Origin of the sequence: Nocardia australiensis (assembly GCF_020733705.1) — a bacterium.
Lineage (GTDB): Bacteria > Actinomycetota > Actinomycetes > Mycobacteriales > Mycobacteriaceae > Nocardia > Nocardia australiensis.
In genome coordinates this window covers 1,978,733-1,996,065 of the sequence record NZ_JAJFZM010000001.1, presented here as the reverse complement: position 1 = coordinate 1,996,065, position 17,333 = coordinate 1,978,733, and the positions used below count along the sequence as shown (strand labels likewise).

Here is a 17,333-nt window from a genome sequence, read left to right as displayed (position 1 = left end):
CCCCCGCTGTTGCGCTCGCTCACGCCACGTTCTCCCGGTCCCGCGAGGTGACGACGCGAACATCCGCGAAGGTGTGTGGGATGGGTGCGGACGGTTTGTGCACCACCACCTCGACCGACCGTACGCGCGGATCGGACATGACGTCATCGGCGATCTCCGACACCACCGTCTCGATGAGATTGCGCGGTGGGCCCTCGATGATCCTTACGGCGCGCTCGGCGAGCTGTCCGTAGTCGATGGTGGCCGCGAGATCGTCGGACGCCGCGGCCGCGGCGAAATCGGCGGACACCGTGAGATCGATGACGAACTCCTGACCATCACGGCGTTCGTGTTCGAAGACTCCGTGATAGCCGAAGGCGCGCAAGCCCCGCAGCTCGATTCGGTCACTCATCGGTCGTCTCCTCCGGAGAGCTGCCGAGCAGCGCGTTGCCAGGCGTCGGTGACGGCGATGGCATCCAGTGAGGCGCGGACATCGTGCACCCGCACCCCCCAGGCGCCGTGCTCGGCCGCCAATGCGGAGATCGTCGCGGTCGCGGTTTCGCGACCGCCGGGCGGGCGTGGGCCCGCGGCGTCGGCGAGCAGCGCGCCAAGGAAGCGTTTTCGGGACGCGCCGATCAGAATCGGCAGGCCGTTGGCCACCAATTCGGGCAGTGCGGCGAGCAACTCCCAATTGTGTTCGGCGGTCTTGGCGAAGCCGAGGCCCGGATCCAGGATCAGGCGACCCGGATCGACGCCTGCGGCGACAGCCAGTTCCACCTGTGCGGAGAGTTCGGCGAGCACCTCAGCGACCACGTCGTCGTAATGGTCAGCCGGGCCGGTGTGCCGATAGTCGGCGCCAGCCCGCCAGTGCATGAGGATCCACGGAGCATCAGCCGCCGCAACGACTTTCACCATATCGGGATCGGCGCGACCGCCGGAGACATCGTTCACCACCGATACCCCCGCCGCCAGCGCCGCCTCGGCCACGCCCGCGCGCATGGTGTCGACACTGGTCGGCACGCCCGCGGCGACCAGGCCGCGGATGACCGGAACCACTCGAGCCGCCTCGGATTCCGGATCGATCCGAATCGCGCCGGGCCTGGTCGATTCACCGCCGATATCGATGATGTCGGCGCCGGACTCGAACATCTCGATACCGTGTGCGACCGCCAGACCGGGATCCAGATAACGGCCACCGTCGGAGAACGAATCACTGGTGACATTCACGACGCCCATCACGACGCAGGAACGACCGCCGCGCGGACTGACGCCCCCGAGACCGGGCACCGCGACCTCGTTCACTTCCGCAGAATGAGATCGAGGGCCTCGGCACGCGAGGCGGCATTGGATTGCAGCAGTCCGCGTACGGCGGATGTGGTTGTGCTGGCGCCGGGCTTGCGGATACCGCGCATCGCCATGCACAGATGTTCGGCCTCGACGACGACGATCGCGCCGCGCGGGTCCAGCTTGCGCATAATGGCGTCGGCGATCTGGCTGGTCAGCCGCTCCTGCACCTGCGGGCGCTTGGCGTAGAGGTCGACCAGCCTGGCCAGTTTGGACAGTCCGGTCACCCGGCCGTGCGTGCCCGGGATATACCCGACATGCGCGACACCGTGGAACGACACCAGGTGGTGCTCACAGGTGGAGTACAACGGGATGTCACGAACCAGCACGAGCTCCTGATGCCCCTCGTCGAACGTCGTATTCAGTACCGAGTCCGGCTCGACGTACAGGCCGGCGAACATCTCTCGATAGGCGCGGGCCACGCGGGCCGGCGTGTCGAGCAGACCGGGGCGGTCGGGATTCTCCCCGACCGCGATCAGCAATTCCCGGATCGCGGCTTCGGCCCGTGGTTGGTCGAATGTGCTACCCGTTTCGAGCGCGATCAGTTCCGGTTCGCGCGCAATATCCGACCGTCCTTTGTCCGCCTGGCCATTGTCCAACCCGGCAAGTGTGTGGCCGCCGACGTGATTCTTGGCCGACAATCGAGGACACCTCCAAAATCTCGGGTGCCGGCAATCAATCGGCACCCCGATGGTCGAGCCTAATCGTCACTGGTCTGCCGTACGAACGACGGGTCACGCGCACAGCCGCCCAGGACTGCGAACGTCGCCATTGTTCAGCGGCGGCCGTTCGGCCCATCCCAGTCGGAATTCTCGCCCTCGATGTTGGGATCGTCCCGGCCCGGTTCGCCGTAACCGCCACGGTCCGCGCCGGGTTGTCCACCCGGCGGCTGGTTCCACGGCTGCTGGTACCCCTGCCGCTGCGGCGGTCCATCCTGCGGCCTGCCGCCGTAACCCGGCTGCCCTGAGGGCTGCTGGTTTTCGTCGCGCGGCGGCCAGCCCGGCGCCGACCAACCGGCCGGAGCACCGTAGTCCGGTCGTGAGCCGTGCGTCCCACCACCCTGCCGCGGGTAGGCGGCGGTTGGGGGCTGCTGCGGCAGTGGGTAACCATTCGCGGGCTGCGTTGGATAGCCGCCGTATTGCGGCGGGTTCTGGAAGCCGGGATCGGGGTAGCCGTTGGCCGTTGCGGCCGCGGGCAACGGCGGCACGACCGCATCTTCCGGCGGCCACGGCTCGCCGCGCTCGGCGGCCAGCTCACCCGGCGTCTTCACCGGCGGCTTGTCCGAGGGCAACCGCTCACCGAAGTCGTTGAACGCGGTGATCCGCGGACGCTTGTCAACCGCATCGAGAATCACTTCGAGGTCCTTGCGATGCAGCGTTTCCCGCTCCAGCAGCGCGGTGGCCAGCACATCCAGCACGTCACGGTACTCATTCAGGATCGCCCACGCCTCGGTGTGCGCGGCCTCGATCAGGTTACGTACCTCCTCGTCGATGGCACCCGCGACCTCGTGTGAGTAATCCGAACTCATGCCCATCGAACGGCCGAGGAACGGGTCACCCTGCTCTTGGCCATAGCGCACCGCGCCGAGGCGCGCACTCATGCCGTATTCGGTCACCATCGCGCGAGCGATCTTGGTGGCCTGATCGATATCGGAGGACGCGCCCGTGGTCGGCTCGTGGAACACCAGTTCCTCGGCCGCACGACCACCCATCGCCATGACCAGCCTGGCAATCATTTCCGAGCGGGTCATCAAGCCCTTATCGTCCTCGGGCACCGTCATGGCGTGCCCACCGGTGCGACCACGCGCCAGGATGGTGACCTTGTAGACCGGCTCGATATCCGGCATCGCCCACGCGGCAAGCGTGTGCCCACCCTCGTGATAGGCAGTGATCTTCTTCTCGTGCTCACTGATGATGCGGCTCTTGCGACGCGGTCCACCGACCACGCGGTCCACCGACTCCTCGAGTTGCTCGCCGCTGATCACCGCGCCGTTCTCGCGCGCGGTGAGCAGGGCGGCCTCGTTGATCACGTTCGCCAGGTCCGCGCCCGACATACCGACGGTGCGCTTGGCCAGACCATCCAGGTCCGCGTCAGGTGAGATCGGCTTGCCCTGCGAGTGCACCCGCAAAATCGAACGACGACCGGCGAGATCGGGATTGCTGACCGGAATCTGGCGATCGAACCGGCCCGGACGCAGCAGCGCGGGGTCGAGGATGTCCGGCCGGTTGGTCGCGGCGATCAGGATCACGCCGGTACGGTCGCCGAAACCGTCCATCTCGACCAGCAGCTGGTTGAGGGTCTGTTCACGTTCATCGTGACCGCCACCGAGGCCGGCGCCGCGCTGGCGGCCAACCGCGTCGATCTCGTCGACGAAAATAATGCAGGGGCTGTTCTGCTTGGCCTGCTCGAACAGGTCACGCACTCGGGAAGCACCGACACCGACGAACATCTCGACGAAGTCCGAACCGGAGATCGTGAAGAACGGCACGCCGGCTTCGCCCGCGACGGCGCGAGCCAGCAGCGTCTTACCCGTGCCGGGCGGGCCGTAGAGCAGCACACCCTTCGGGATCTTCGCCCCGAGCGCTTGGTAGCGGACCGGGTTCTGCAGGAAGTCCTTGATTTCGTACAGCTCTTCGACAGCCTCATCGGCACCCGCCACGTCCGCGAACGTGGTCTTGGGCATATCCTTCGACAGCTGTTTGGCCTTCGATTTACCGAAGCCCATCATGCCGCCACGACTACCGCCCTGCATACGCGACATCACGAAGATGAACAGGCCGAGCAGAATCACCATCGGTAGCACGAACAGCAAGATCTGGGTGAACCAGCTCTCCTGTTTGACCACGGTGTTGAAGGGCGCACCGGACTTTTGCAGAGCGTCGAAAACCTGCGCGGACGCCTCACCACCGCCCGGATACTTGGCGATGATCTTCGTCGAGCCACTGGTCGCATCGTTGCCGTTGTTCAGCTCGATACGAAGCTGCTGCTCGCGATCATCGATCTGAACGGTCTTGACGTTGCTCTTGTCGTTCAGCTGAGTCAACGCCACCGATGTGTCGACGCTCTTCCAGCCGCGCGTGTCATTGCCGAAATAGCTGAACGCATAGATCACGAGCAGAATGCCCGAGACTATTGCCAGGGTGCGAAACACTGTCTTGCGGTTCATAGAGCGTAGGCCGGGCGGCCAGTCCTTTCCGGTGTGTCTCCGGTGCATGCCTAGCGACGCGTCCGGTTCCGGTGGGTTCGGATGCGGACATGCCACGTTACCGCGTACGGTCTACTCGATACATCGCGCAGTTCGGCAGTTGGTGCGGTTCGACAAGTAAACGCCCGGGGAACGACGGTGGTTCCCGAGGTCTCAGGTCGGGTTGCTCCAAGTGGTCACAATCATGGCATGTTCGGCCTATCGTGAGCGACGACACAGACATCGCGGCGCGAGCGACAGGCACGGAGGCGGTAACTTGCGTAGCCCTGGAGACCCCGGGAGCGCCGCATAACCAAACAGAGCGCAGGGGGTATGGACATAGTCGAGCTACGGACACCCACAGCGATATTGCGGCACGGGGGCGGACGATTGGTCGTCCTACGGCCGGGAACCGACGGCGAGCGCGTGCTCGATGTGCCGGTCACAGACCTATTGAAGGTCCGGCTGAACCGGCGCGCCGATGACGCGGTCGTAATCGAGATCTACCTGCGTTATCCGACACCGGTACTCACGGGCGTGCCCGCCGACCGGACTCCACTTCCGGTACTCATAGCCGAACATGATGTGCCCGCCGCCAACGAGATCGTGGACCGGATCAACGGCCAGATCTTGGACTCGCAGCGCATCGACGTCGCCGCTCCCGATCTGGCCCCGCCCACCCCGACCTGGGGCAAGAGCGGACCGACCAGGGCGGACGTGGAGCGGGCTGTGCGTCGCATGGCCCCCAAGCGTGAGGCGAAGTCGGCGATCACCGCACTGAACCGCTACGTCACCGCCGATGAATATGTGCTCGAGACCGCGATCGCCGCCGCCCACCCACCCACGGACGGTGGACCGGGCCTACTTGCCGCGACGACGGGCAGGCTGCTGTTCATCTCGATCGGCACCGGCTCACGCTACGCGCACGAACTACCCATGCCTGCCGTCCTGTGGGCCCGTACCACCGAGGGCGCCACGACGGCACCGGGTGAGATCGGCGCGATTCGCGGCGAATCCGGTATCGACGTGCACGATGGCAATGTGACGCTGCATTTCACCGGAACCGACCGGGCCGACATCGAACGCGTCACCTGCGCGGTGAACTTCGCCGTTCGGCTCGATTCCGCGGATGGTGTGGCCGGCCCGGCCGACCCGGGCGTCGCCCAGCTGTACTCCGAATGGGAACTGCTCGTCGAGCGGCACTCCCTCGGCATGGTCGACGACACCCAGTTCCAGCGTTACGGTCGCGGGATCCTGCGCTCACTGCCGAGTTAGCTTCGCACTGCATGTGCCGGACACGCTGCGGCCGGCGTCCTAGTGGCCGAGACTTGCGCCCGCGAGCGTAAGTCTCGGCCACTCGGACGCGTGCCGGTTACTCCTCGAGGTTATTTTCCGACAAGGTGATACGGCGCCATGGGCTGGTCGGGCGCATCCACAGGCGCAGTAGTTCCATGCGACGGTCGACGCCGCCGTTTTTGAGTTCGGCGAGGTCCTCGCACGCTTGCCAATAGGTCCAGCCGGCCAGGTAGGCGTCGCCGAATTGGCGCCAGTTGCGGTATTTGCGCTGTGCGAGCGGCAGGGCACGGGCGAGGTAGCTCCAGGCGATGTCGGCGTCCAGATAGCCTGCGGTGAAAGCCATTCGGGCCACCGCGACCACTCTGGCGAGGTCCCAAGCGTGAATATCGCTCGGCAGCGGGCGGGCCAGGTGGTCGGTGAAACCGATCTTGATGGCCTGAGACCAGATGTCGTAATCGCGAACCAGCGACTCTGGATTGTCCATGCCGCGAAACGAACCGACCTGGCGTAGGAAGGCGCGGTGCCGATCGGCCCGTTCCCCGAAGCGGTCTCGCTCGCTGGCGTTGACCGAGGCCATCACGAGCGGATGAACCATCGCGTACAGCGGCGCGTGCATTCCTTCGAGCAGCTGCTCCATCGACGCTCGCGCCTCGGTGCCGTCGGTGATGCCCCAGGCGCCGGTCAGAGTATCGATGGCGAGTTCGCGGCGGTCACCGAGCGGGTGCTCGCGTTCGGGGCCGAGCAACAGCGCGTCATGGAAGGCGTCCCAGCGGGCCGAATAGAACGCGCCCAGCGCCAAAGACCTCAGTTCGTTGTCGGTGACCGCGGAGCCGGACCAATGGTCTTCCTCCCGCTTGTCCAGCTCTTCGTAGGGGAAGGTAGTCATGGTGGGTACACCGCGGGCAGACATGACCCCGATTGTTCCCCATCATTCCGCGGAGGGCTCGTGTATTCGGCAACGGAATTCGCCGGTGTCGTTCTTGCCCTGCCGCATGGGCAAGCGGAGGACTAGTGTGCACCCATGTGTAGAAACATCACCGTCCTGCGTGGCCTGGAACCTGCGGCCACCGAGCAGGAAATCTATGCTGCCGCAGTGCAGTACGTGCGCAAGGTCGGTGGCGTGTCCGGCCTGAGCTCCACGACGAAACCAGCGGTAGACAAGGCCGTCGCGGCCATCGCGTCGGCGACCACACAACTACTCGCGGAGCTACCGGATCGACGGGTCGCGCCGAGCACCGAGCCACCACTACGCCGGATCGCGGCTCGCGAAGCGGCGGAATAGGGTTCGCCGCAAGCGTCATGGCTCATGGCAATATGTCGGTGCCATAGGTAGCGACGCAGGTCAGTGCGAGCTCCAGGGGCAGACCGCGCTCTTCGATCGGATGTCCGAGCAGCTCTTCGATTCGCTGGATCCGATAGCGAATCGTGTTCTTATGCACTCCGAGCAGTTTCGCCGCGGCCTCTGGGCTGCGACGACTTTTCAAGTAGGCGTGCAGCGTGTCGCGTAACCGTCCGGCATTGGCGTCCCGGCCGGCCAGCGCACGCAACTCCCGGTCGATCAGGCCGCGCATAGCGACATCGTCGCTCCCGATCAGATACGCGATTTCCACGCCTCGATACCCGGTGACACGATCGGACTTCTCCCCGGATACCGGCCCACGCTCGGTGACCTGCCTGGCCGCGACGGCCTCATGATGACTGCGCCGGAACCCCGCGACCTGCGGGGCTGGAACCCCGAACGCCACCCACACCGGAGGTGCGACCAGCTCCGAGGTAATGCGCTCCAACTGTCCGGACACAGCCAATTCGGTGGCGCGTTGTTCATCGTCGAGTCCGAGCCACGCCCACATACCGCTCGCTCCGGATGGCATGGTGAGCATCCGACCACTGCCGAGAGCCGAGGCCAGCCTGCCTGCGACCCGTTCCAGCATTCCGCTCATCTCACCGTCGCCGCCCGCGGGTTCGTCGGTCCACATCACGAAGGCCAAGTGTTGTTGGGCGAGCCGGTAGCCGAGGCGGACCGAGGCCTGTTCGATATCGAGTTCATCGCCCGCCAACAGCGCGCGCACGGTTTCCGTGCGCCGGTTGAGGGCCGCGCGCAGCACCCGTTCGCGCTCCTCCATGTAGGTATCGGTGAGCTCCTCGACCGAGGTGCTGACCCATCTGGTCGACCGCTCGAACAGCCGCAGCATCACGGCGCGTTCGATATCGGCGGGCGGGCGTCGCTCGTCGACGGCTTCGGTCATGTATTCGAGCACCGCTTCCTGGCCGACGTGGTAGGTCCGCAGCAGTACCCGCAGGTCGTAGCCGCGCCGGGCGAGTGTCCGCGCGAAGGCATGCGCCTCCGACGGCAATACGAATTCGAATGTGTCACTGGCGAGTCCGCTCAGCATCACCCTGGCATGGGCCCTGGTACTCGCGGCGAGATCGCGACGCATATCGCGATCGGCCAGCTCCGGTACCCGCGCGATGATCGCGCCATCGAGCCGGTCGACGACCTGTTCGATGGCTCCTATGCGCGTCGTTTCGTACACGTATTCGGCCAGCCAGTCTCGAACCACTTCGCTATTGGGCCCGACAGTATCCGTCCCGGAACGCGACAGTTGAGTCATCGTGCCTCCGATTTGTTCTCTTGATACAAAAATGACCGGCCACCTTGACAAATCGGTCCAAGAAAGTCCCATGCACTTGTGCCACGATCATAGGTCAGTGAACTGATTCTCAGTCGTCAGGCACCAGCGGTTCACAGCACAACATCAGTGGGAGAACAGCAGTGACCAATACCGAATCCGCGCCTGGCGCGGCGAAGAAGGCGTCGACACGCAAGGCCGCTCCCGAGAGCGCGGCCCCCGCGATCATCGAGGTACGAAATCCCGGTACCGGGGAGCTCGTCGGCACCGTACCCGACGAGGCCCCCGAGGCGGTCGCGGCCAAGGTGCGCGAGCTTCGCCTCTACCAACCGGAGTGGGAGGCCATCGGTCCCGACGGCCGCAAGGAATGGCTGCTGAAGCTGCAGGACTGGTTGGTCGACAACACCGAACACCTCGCCGATGTCCTGCAATCGGAAACGAGCAAGCCACGCGTCGACGCTCTCATCGACCCCGCATTCTCGGTGGACCTGACCGGCTACTACGCCCGTCGCGCCGCGAAGTTCCTCGCCGACGAGCACCCGTCACCGCACAGCCCGCTGGCTCGGGTCAAGAAGCTCACGACCATCTACCAGCCGCACCCGGTCGTCGGCATCATCACGCCGTGGAACTTCCCGCTGGCCATGCCGATCATCGACGTGATTCCCGCGCTCGCCGCCGGCGCCGCGGTCATTCTCAAGCCGTCCGAGGTGACTCCACTCTCAGCACTCGAATTGGCAAGGGGCTGGGCCGAAATCGGTGCGCCGCCGGTCTTCGCCGTGGTCACCGGCGCCGGGGCGACCGGCGCCGCGGTAGTGGAGAACGCCGACTACATCCAGTTCACCGGATCGACCGCCACCGGCCGCAGGATCGCCGCTGCCTGCGCCGAGCGGATGATTCCCTCCAGCCTGGAGCTGGGCGGCAAGGATCCGGCCATCGTGCTGGCCGATGCCGACCTGGACCGCGCCGCGCACGGCATCGCGTTCGGCGGCATGTTCAACGCAGGCCAGGTATGTATTTCCGTGGAGCGGGTGTACGTCGAAGCGCCGGTCTACGACACGTTCGTGGCGAAGCTGACCGCCGCGGTCAAGGAATTGCGCCTGGGCATCGACGGCCGCGAATCCAAGCACGATGTCGGCGCGTTGGCCAACGAGAACCAGGTGGCGATCGTGCAACGGCACGTCGAGGAGGCCGTCGCGGCCGGCGCGAAGGTGTTGACCGGCGGCAAACGAACCGGTGTCGGCACCTTCTTCGAGCCGACCGTGCTCGTCGATGTTGATCACACCATGTCGTGCATCAACGAGGAAACCTTCGGCCCGACCCTGCCGGTGGTGAAGGTCGCCGACGAGGCCGAAGCGGTGCGCCTGGCCAACGATTCGACCTACGGCCTGTCCGCCTCCGTGTGGACCGGAGACAAGGATCGCGGCGAACGCGTTGCGCGGCAGTTGAACGCGGGCGCGGTCAATATCAACGATGTCTTCGCCAACCTCTTCAACTTCGCGTTGCCGATGGGCGGCTGGGGACAGTCCGGCGTCGGCGCTCGCTGGGGCGGTGCGAACGGCGTCCGGAAGTACTGCCGTCAGAAGGCGATCACCAAGCCGATCCTGCCGACCCAGCAGAAGGAGCTGATCTGGTTCCCGTACCAGATGCCGAAGCTGCTCGTCGCGATCGGCGCAATGCGAGCCGCTGGTGCGCGCGGCCTGCGCCGAATCGATATTCCGGCACTGCTGAAGCTCAAGAGAGACGACCGGTGAGCAACACGGCAAACATTCGCGGCAAGGTTGTCGTCATCACCGGTGGCGCGCGCGGCATCGGACTGGCCACCGCGACCGCGTTGCGAGCACTCGGCGCCAAGATCGCGATCGGCGATATCGACGAGACGACGCTGAAGGAGTCGGGCGCCACCCACGATTTCGAGCTGTCCGCCAAGCTCGATGTCACCGATCCCGCTTCGTTCGAGAGTTTCCTCGACGAGGTGGAGCGCACCGTCGGCCGGATCGACGTCCTTATCAATAATGCGGGCATCATGCCGACCGGCAGGGTTGTGGACGAGCCGGATCAGATCACCCGCCGGATCCTCGACATCAATGTTTACGGCGTAATTCTCGGTTCCAAGCTCGGTTTGGCGCGAATGCTGCCGCGCAAGAGCGGCCACATCATCAATATCGCGTCATTGGCGGGCGAGACCCATATCCCGGGCCTGGCCACATATAACGCGAGCAAGCATGCGGTGCTCGGGTTCACCGACACACTGCGTGCGGAGTATCGGGGTTCAGGCGTCGCATTCTCTTCGGTGCTGCCGACGCTGACCAACACCGAGTTGGGGTCCGGAGTGAGCGCCCCGAAGCTGCTACGGCCGGCAGAGCCGGAGGAAATCGCTAGTGCCGTCGTCGGCCTGATCTCGGCCCCGAAGTCGAAGGTCAGGGTGACCGCAATGGCCGGGTTCCTCGCGCAGCTGGTGAATCTGCTGCCGGAATCCGTCGCCGATGGGCTCGCCAGGGCGCTCGGTTCCGGTGACGCGTTCCTCGGCGATGTGGATGCGGAGAAGCGAAAGGCCTACGAGGACCGGGCTCGCGGGCTCTGACGCTCGGCGGTCTCGACGCGAGGCGTTGTGGTCGTGTATTCCACGGCCACAGCGCCTTTTTCGATCGTCGTAACCCAATTGCAAACTGATCTGTGACATATATCACCACAAGCCTCGCAAGGGAGCCTCCTGGCCCCGACGTCGATTTCTAGACGATGACCGACCACTCTCGAATACGCGACGACAACCGCGACCGCAGCGGGAATCGTTACATCGCCGCTGGTCACCCGCCCAACAAGCTCGCGCAAGACCAATACACCAGGTAAGCCCGGGATGTTCGCGGACTCGATAGTGCGAATGACCATGGCAGGCAATATGCTGTCCCTAACAAACCCATCGACTGTTTTGATGCCACTATCCGAACTTTCCGGCCTGATTAGGCTAGAAATTCAGGACCGATTCTGATAGCAAGGGGCTATGGACCCGCATTTGCGCGACCTTCGGTATTTCGTCGCTGTCGCTGAGGAGCTGCATTTCACCAACGCCGCGCATCGGCTGCATATCGCTCAACCCACCCTGTCGCGTCAGATTCGTCAGCTGGAACGTCAGCTCGACGTGGTCCTGTTCGACCGCAACCAGCGCAGCGTCGCGCTGACCGTCGCGGGCAAGGAACTGCTCGAAGGTGCCCGCAAGATCCTGGAGCTGTGGGAGGTCACCAACGTCTCGCTGCAGGAGGCGGGCGAGGTGCTGCGCGTAGGCATCCAGTCCACGCTCGGCCGCGGTCTACTCAACGACCTGGAAAGCGCCAGTGGCCACCGACTTGCGCTGCACTCGGCATCGTGGACCGATCCGTCCAGTGGGCTCTCGGGCCGCCAAGCCGACCTGGCATTGGTCTGGCTCCCGCTACCCGATCCGAACCGCTACCGCTGGCAGGTATTGCGCACCGAGCCGCGCTGGGCGCTATTACCGGAAAACCACCCGTTGGCCGGCCAGGAAAGCATCGAGTTCACCGATCTGCTGGACGAGTCGTTTATCGCGCTGCCCACCGAAGCCGGTGCGGTACGCGACTTTTGGCTCGGCAACGACGCCCGCAACGGACGTCAGCCGAAGATCGGCGCCGAGGCAGCCACTCCGGAAGACCGCCTCGAGGCCGTGAGCCTTGGCCTTGGCATCTGCCTGCTCGCCGAGAACAACGTCCCGATGTATCGCTGGCCGGGCCTGACCGCGCGACCGGTCACCGGTATCGCACCGTGCGAGTTGGCCGTCGCGTGGCGCGCCGACGACAATCGCCCGACCATTCTCGAATTCGCCGGACGAGCCGCCGACGGTGGTTTTTCATCGCAGACCTCCACAGTCAACGCCTGAGGTTTCGCTACGGGCGCGGCGCGGTGCGCTCCCACGGGTGAAGCCCTTCCAGTTGCGCGGACAGGCGCAATAGGATCGATTCGCTGCCGGGCGGTCCCGCGAGCTGCGCGGCCACCGGCGTACCCGATCGCGGATGCATACCCATCGGCACCGAGGCCGCGGGCCAGCCGACCAAGTTCCACAACGGGGTGAACGGCGAAAACCGGGAACCGGCGATAACATTGGCAAGCCAGCCACGGGTGTGCCATGCCCTGGCCCTCGGTGGCGGCGCGGCCAGTGCCGGGGTGATCACCACGTCGTAGCGCTCGAAGAATTCCAGCAGTCGCGCCTCCACCCGATCGGCCTGCCCCTGGCGGACCAGGCCGAGTCGCTGCACCAACCTGCCCAGCACAAGGTGACGGCGGGTGCGCTTCTGCAGCCGTTCCGGATGGGCGAGCGCCGCGGCATCACGCAGACCGGCAACGAGCCAGCGCAGAAATACCGGAATGATCGACTCACCGTAGGGCAGCATTGCCGGCTCCACGAGATGCCCGGCCGCCTCGGCGACGGCGGCTGCGGTGCGTGCCGCTTCGGTCCAATTACGGTCGACGCGGAAGCATCGGGAGGGCGGCGCCACCACCAGCGCGATACATAGTCGGCCCGGTGGATCCAGGTCGGCAAGATCAGGTCGCGCCGCCATCACCGATAGCGTCAGCGCCGCGTCACCTACGGTCGTGGCGAGAACACCGTTTTCGACCATGCCCGCCCATGAGTCGCGACCGACCTCGGAGGGAATCGTATGACGGCCCGGCTTGATTCCGAACACCCCACAGCACGCCGCGGGGATACGCACCGAACCGAGCCCGTCGCTGCCATGCGCCACCGTAACCAGCCCAGCCGCTACCGCCGCCGCCGAACCGCCGGACGAGCCGCCCGCGCTGCGGGCGGTATTCCACGGATTGCGGGTCGTGCGCCCCGCACCATCCGTCATCGGCCACAAGCCCAACTCGGGAACGGCGGTCAACCCGACAATCACCGCACCCGCAGCGCGCAACCTACGCACCACCGGGTGATCGGCGGTCGCGGGGCCGGTGTCGGTGGCGGCCGAACCAGCTAGGTTCGTCTCGCCTTCGACCGGAATATTGTTTTTGACCGCGAGCGGCACACCCGCCAGTGGCAGCGCATCCAGATCAGCGCGTTGCTCCAATGCCAGCGCCTCGGCCTTCGCCTTCGCGGAGCGAACCACGGTGAACGCGTTCAGTTTCCGACTGTCCGCAGTGATCTGTTCCAGGGTGGTATCGAGAATTTCGGTCGGAATCATCGAACCGTCCCGTACGGCAGCCGCCATCGTCGCGGCGGGGCCGCGTGGCGCGGCTGAATCAATCGAGTCGGGGATTTCCTCGGCGGCCGCCGGTGCTCGATCAGTCACTGCCTCGGGAGTCGCATCCGTACTGGTCGTTTCGTCCGCAACCGCGGTGGCCTTATTGCGCATGTGCTGGTTCTCCCCCGTCGCATCGTTGTCGAAATCGGGTGATCCGCTATTGAGGCGCAAGTTATCATTTCGGATGACCGCTCGGGAACGATGGCGTCGGGTGTGGCGGAATTCCTCGAGGGAATCCGCCGACCGCCTACCCGCCGGTACTCAACTGAACCAAACGACGGGGCCTCTTCGTAATACAGAAGTGACCCGCTACACCGCCGATCTCACCCGAACGGCAACCGCGATCCCGAGTGCCGGGAGCGGTCCCGGGCAATACGACGCCCTCGACAAGATCGAAATCGGGCAGCAAATCGATGATTTCGACCTGCTGACCGGCCTGGGCACCGGCTCGTTCGCCCGGGTCTTCCTGGCCAGGCAGCGCTCCATGCAGCGGCTGGTCGCGGTGAAGATTTCCGCTGATCGCGGCACCGAACCGCAGACGCTGGCCCAGCTCGACCATGACTACATCGTGCGCGTCTTCGATCAACGGGTCCTCGGCGCCGAGCAGCAAGCCGACGGCGAAATGCTTCGCCTGCGGCTGCTCTACATGCAGTTCCTGCCGGGCGGCACGCTGCTTGGCGTATTGCGCTGGGTCCGTGCCACGCCCCCCGCCGAACGCAACGGGCAATTGCTTCTCGACGCCGTCGACGCGGCCATGGAGGAAAAAGGCGAAATCCGGCCGACCGATTCCAGCGTGCGCACCGAAATTGCCGCACTCAACTGGCCGGAAACCGTGGCGTGGCTGGGCCGCAGACTTGCCGACGCCCTCGAATACGCGTCTGGGAATGGTGTACTGCATCGCGATGTGAAACCCGCCAATGTGCTACTCACCGCCGAGGCGGTGCCGAAACTGGCCGATTTCAACATCAGCTACAGCCGCAATGCGAAAGACAGTAGTCCGGTCGCCTACTTCGGCGGCTCCCTTGCCTACATGTCGCCGGAGCAGTTGGAGGCGTGCCACCCAGGTCGCGACCGCAGCGCCGCGGACCTCGACACCCGCGCCGACATCTATGCACTCGGTGTGGTGCTGTGGGAATTACTCACCGGCGCAAAACCTTTCGATGACTCTACCGCCGACGCAGATGGGCAGGGCGACGACACCACGCTCGAGGCAATGCTGGAGCAACGCAGCACAGGTGTGGAGGCGGCCGCACTGGACCGGGTGCCGCCCAACTGCCCCGCCGCGCTGCGCCGGGTGCTGCTGACCTGCCTGGAACCCGACCGCTCCCGGCGCTGGTCGAGCGGTGCGACGCTGGCCAAGCAATTGGACGTGTGCATGGATTCGCGGGCACGGGACCTGGTCGATCCGCCGCGGAACAGTTGGCGGCTACGGCTACGGCCATGGCGATTCCTGATCGTCGCGCTGGCCGTCGGAGTGCCGAATGTGCTCGCGGCGATCTACAACATCCAGCACAACAAGCATCTGATCATCAACAGAATGGACGCGGACGCCCAACACACATTTCTCGTCATCACCGGTGTAGTGAATTCAGTGTTTTTCCCGCTCGGCGCGGCGCTGCTGGTGTACACGTCCCGATACGTCCTATCGGTACCGCATGGGCTGCGGCGCGGACGGCGATACGACGCGGGCACACTGCGCCGCGCCAGAGCCGACGCGCTCCTACTCGGCGACCGTGCGGTGGTCATCGCGTTCTCGTTGTGGGTGATCGCCGGGATTATCTTCCCGGTCGCATTGAAATTGGCAACCGGCGACAACATCACAGCCAGCACGGTTGTCCATTTCCTGACATCACAGATCGTGTGCGGCGCGATCGCAGTGGCATATCCGTTCTTTTTGGTGACGTTCTACATGGTTCGCTGCATTTATCCAGTGTTCTTGCGGCGCGGCGAAATCAGTCCCGACGACGCCGCGAGGCTGCGCGGGCTGGATCGTCGCTGCAATCGATATCTGGCCATCGCCGCATCGGTGCCGCTGCTCGCGGTCGCGGGCGTGACGTTCCTACCGCCCGGCGACATTCCGTCCGTGATTGTCGCGGTTCGCGTGCTGTGCGCGGGCGGTATCGTCGCGTTCATCGGCGCGTACCTACTATTCCGGGCATTGGAGGCCGATCTGCGCGCCCTGGAACGGGTTGTCGCGCCGGATGAACCGATGGAGCGAGAACTGGGCGCGTCCGCCTGAGGAGAATTAATGACAGCGCCGTTCGGGCGGTTGATAAACCTGTCGCATGTGCACGATCCGGCGACCATAGCTCTGTTTCCCGGGGACCCGGAATTCCGCACCGATCTCGTGGCCACGATCGCCGATGACGGCTACTACCTGCGCCATATTCACCAGGGCGAGCACACCGGAACCCATTGGGGCGCACCGATCCACTTTCATGCCGACGGACTGGCCGCCGACCAACTCGATCTCGACGATCTACTGCTGCCCGTCGTGAAAGTCGATGTCCGGCAGCGGTGCGAACGCAACAGCGGCTACGCGATCACCGTCGCCGATCTAACCGAATGGGAAAGCGAACACGGCCGCATACCCGATGAGTCCGCGGTAGTCGCCTGGACCGGATGGGATGGGAAATGGGGCACACCAGCATTCATCAGAGACCAGCAGCCGGGATTCGCGGTCGAGACAATGCGGTGGCTGTTGCGAACCGGACGACTCGGTCGGCGCGGCGCGCTCGGCATCGACACTTTCGGACCGGATCTCGGCAGTGATGACAGTTACGCGGTATCGAAATTGCTGTATCGGGAACATCGGATCAGCCTGGAATGCCTCGCAAACCTTGCCGAACTGCCGGTGACCGGGGCCTGGATCCTCGTGGGTGGGGCGATATATCGGGGCGGTTCGGGCTCGCCCGCAACGGTTTTCGGGATCGTGCCGTAGGTGTCTCGGGCACCAAGCCCGATGGCACCGAAATCGTGTCGCGGCATTGTGGTCTTGACCGAAGCAGATCGCACGACGGAATTCGGTGTGACTCGAATTGTTGGGACGCACTCGAGAGCGAATTGTTGGGGCGGGGCAACGCCGCGTGGTCAGGCGGGGCCGCCGTAGACCTTTGGGTCGAGGGTGCCGATGTAAGGGAGGTCGCGGTAGCGCTCGGCGTAGTCGAGGCCGTAGCCGACGACGAATTCGTTGGGGATGTCGAAGCCTACGTGGGCTACGTCGACGGGGGTGCGTAGTGCGTCCGGCTTACGTAGGAGGGTGACTACCTCCAGGGAGGCCGGGTTGCGGGTGGAGAGGTTGCGCTCGAGCCAGGACAGGGTGAGGCCCGAGTCGATGATGTCCTCGACGATCAGTACGTTGCGGCCCGCGATGTCCTTGTCCAGGTCCTTCATGATGCGCACAACGCCCGAGGACGAGGTGGACGAACCGTATGAGGAGACGGCCATGAATTCCAGCTGGGTGGGAATCGGCAGCGCCTTGGCCAGGTCGGTCATGAAGAAGATCGCGCCCTTGAGCACACCGACCAGCAACAGGTCGCCCTCGGGGGCGTCGGCCGGGTAGCGCTTGGCGATCAAATCGGCCAGCTCATGGGTCTTGGCCGCGATTTGTTCCTCGGTGATCAGCACCGACGCGATGTCATCCCCGTACACGTC

Annotated in this window: 15 protein-coding genes; 7 read left to right on the top strand and 8 right to left on the bottom strand. The window is 65.0% G+C overall.

What is annotated here, in order from left to right:
* Window positions 1-19 precede the first annotated feature (19 nt).
* The 4 genes from folB to ftsH form a co-directional block, all read right to left on the bottom strand.
* A complete protein-coding gene (folB, locus tag LKE06_RS08995) occupies window positions 20-391 on the bottom strand; it encodes a dihydroneopterin aldolase (protein ID WP_227998145.1) in 372 nt (123 codons plus the stop codon).
* Entirely contained in the window at window positions 388-1,215 is an 828-nt protein-coding gene (gene folP, locus LKE06_RS08990; protein ID WP_227999365.1) for a dihydropteroate synthase, read from the bottom strand. Before folP ends, folB begins: the two co-directional genes overlap by 4 nt.
* A 62-nt stretch (window positions 1,216-1,277) precedes the next feature.
* On the bottom strand, window positions 1,278-1,922 hold the full coding sequence (gene folE / locus LKE06_RS08985; RefSeq protein ID WP_227999364.1) for a GTP cyclohydrolase I FolE: 645 nt from the start codon (window positions 1,920-1,922) through the stop codon (window positions 1,278-1,280).
* 176 nt (window positions 1,923-2,098) lie between these two features.
* Window positions 2,099-4,489, bottom strand: coding sequence for an ATP-dependent zinc metalloprotease FtsH (ftsH, locus tag LKE06_RS08980; RefSeq protein ID WP_227998144.1), 2,391 nt, complete (start codon window positions 4,487-4,489; stop codon window positions 2,099-2,101).
* Between the two features lie 351 nt (window positions 4,490-4,840).
* On the opposite strand from ftsH, the gene LKE06_RS08975 reads away from it, so the two are divergent.
* The gene (locus LKE06_RS08975; RefSeq protein WP_227998143.1) at window positions 4,841-5,782 is read left to right on the top strand and encodes a hypothetical protein; all 942 of its coding nucleotides are present in this window, start codon (window positions 4,841-4,843) and stop codon (window positions 5,780-5,782) included.
* Between the two features lie 97 nt (window positions 5,783-5,879).
* On the opposite strand, the gene LKE06_RS08970 is transcribed toward LKE06_RS08975, so the two are convergent.
* Window positions 5,880-6,713 (bottom strand): DUF1266 domain-containing protein, encoded by an 834-nt coding sequence (locus tag LKE06_RS08970; RefSeq protein WP_227998142.1) that lies wholly within the window; start codon window positions 6,711-6,713, stop codon window positions 5,880-5,882.
* 111 nt (window positions 6,714-6,824) lie between these two features.
* On the opposite strand from LKE06_RS08970, the gene LKE06_RS08965 reads away from it, so the two are divergent.
* Entirely contained in the window at window positions 6,825-7,085 is a 261-nt protein-coding gene (locus LKE06_RS08965; RefSeq protein WP_227998141.1) for a DUF2277 domain-containing protein, read from the top strand.
* Window positions 7,086-7,107: 22 nt separating this feature from the next.
* Here the strand turns inward: LKE06_RS08965 and LKE06_RS08960 are convergent, their stop codons facing one another.
* Entirely contained in the window at window positions 7,108-8,415 is a 1,308-nt protein-coding gene (locus LKE06_RS08960) for a PucR family transcriptional regulator (protein ID WP_227998140.1), read from the bottom strand.
* A gap of 161 nt (window positions 8,416-8,576) precedes the next feature.
* On the opposite strand from LKE06_RS08960, the gene LKE06_RS08955 reads away from it, so the two are divergent.
* The 3 genes from LKE06_RS08955 (at window position 8,577) to LKE06_RS08945 (ending at window position 12,319) form a co-directional block, all read left to right on the top strand.
* Window positions 8,577-10,184, top strand: a complete 1,608-nt coding sequence (locus tag LKE06_RS08955) for an aldehyde dehydrogenase family protein (protein WP_227998138.1) — start codon at window positions 8,577-8,579, stop codon at window positions 10,182-10,184.
* Window positions 10,181-11,014 carry an SDR family oxidoreductase gene (locus LKE06_RS08950; protein WP_227998136.1) on the top strand — a complete coding sequence of 278 codons (834 nt, stop codon included), beginning with the start codon at window positions 10,181-10,183 and terminating at the stop codon, window positions 11,012-11,014. Before LKE06_RS08955 ends, LKE06_RS08950 begins: the two co-directional genes overlap by 4 nt.
* Window positions 11,015-11,431: 417 nt before the next feature.
* A complete protein-coding gene (locus LKE06_RS08945) occupies window positions 11,432-12,319 on the top strand; it encodes a LysR family transcriptional regulator (protein WP_227998135.1) in 888 nt (295 codons plus the stop codon).
* Between the two features lie 7 nt (window positions 12,320-12,326).
* Here LKE06_RS08945 and LKE06_RS08940 read toward each other — a convergent pair whose 3' ends face one another.
* Window positions 12,327-13,646: an amidase family protein gene (locus LKE06_RS08940; protein ID WP_372477357.1), complete on the bottom strand. Its 1,320-nt coding sequence runs from the start codon at window positions 13,644-13,646 to the stop codon at window positions 12,327-12,329.
* Between the two features lie 217 nt (window positions 13,647-13,863).
* Between LKE06_RS08940 and LKE06_RS08935 the strand changes: the two genes are divergently transcribed.
* The gene (locus LKE06_RS08935; protein WP_372477309.1) at window positions 13,864-15,918 is read left to right on the top strand and encodes a serine/threonine-protein kinase; all 2,055 of its coding nucleotides are present in this window, start codon (window positions 13,864-13,866) and stop codon (window positions 15,916-15,918) included.
* A gap of 9 nt (window positions 15,919-15,927) precedes the next feature.
* Window positions 15,928-16,620, top strand: a complete 693-nt coding sequence (locus LKE06_RS08930) for a cyclase family protein (RefSeq protein WP_227998134.1) — start codon at window positions 15,928-15,930, stop codon at window positions 16,618-16,620.
* A 149-nt stretch (window positions 16,621-16,769) separates the two neighbouring features.
* Here the strand turns inward: LKE06_RS08930 and hpt are convergent, their stop codons facing one another.
* Complete coding sequence (gene hpt / locus LKE06_RS08925) at window positions 16,770-17,330, bottom strand: hypoxanthine phosphoribosyltransferase (protein WP_227999361.1); 561 nt, start codon at window positions 17,328-17,330, stop codon at window positions 16,770-16,772.
* Window positions 17,331-17,333 lie beyond the last annotated feature (3 nt).

Bases quoted from the DNA above. Each gene is read 5' to 3' on its own strand.
- folB (WP_227998145.1), bottom strand. From the start codon at position 391: ATGAGTGACCGAATCGAGCTGCGGGGCTTGCGCGCCTTCGGCTATCAC.
- folP (WP_227999365.1), bottom strand. From the start codon at position 1,215: ATGGGCGTCGTGAATGTCACCAGTGATTCGTTCTCCGACGGTGGCCGT.
- ftsH (WP_227998144.1), bottom strand. From the start codon at position 4,489: ATGAACCGCAAGACAGTGTTTCGCACCCTGGCAATAGTCTCGGGCATT.
- LKE06_RS08975 (WP_227998143.1), top strand. From the start codon at position 4,841: ATGGACATAGTCGAGCTACGGACACCCACAGCGATATTGCGGCACGGG.
- LKE06_RS08970 (WP_227998142.1), bottom strand. From the start codon at position 6,713: ATGTCTGCCCGCGGTGTACCCACCATGACTACCTTCCCCTACGAAGAG.
- LKE06_RS08965 (WP_227998141.1), top strand. From the start codon at position 6,825: ATGTGTAGAAACATCACCGTCCTGCGTGGCCTGGAACCTGCGGCCACC.
- LKE06_RS08960 (WP_227998140.1), bottom strand. From the start codon at position 8,415: ATGACTCAACTGTCGCGTTCCGGGACGGATACTGTCGGGCCCAATAGC.
- LKE06_RS08945 (WP_227998135.1), top strand. From the start codon at position 11,432: ATGGACCCGCATTTGCGCGACCTTCGGTATTTCGTCGCTGTCGCTGAG.
- LKE06_RS08940 (WP_372477357.1), bottom strand. From the start codon at position 13,646: ATGGCGGCTGCCGTACGGGACGGTTCGATGATTCCGACCGAAATTCTC.
- LKE06_RS08935 (WP_372477309.1), top strand. From the start codon at position 13,864: ATGACCGCTCGGGAACGATGGCGTCGGGTGTGGCGGAATTCCTCGAGG.
- LKE06_RS08930 (WP_227998134.1), top strand. From the start codon at position 15,928: ATGACAGCGCCGTTCGGGCGGTTGATAAACCTGTCGCATGTGCACGAT.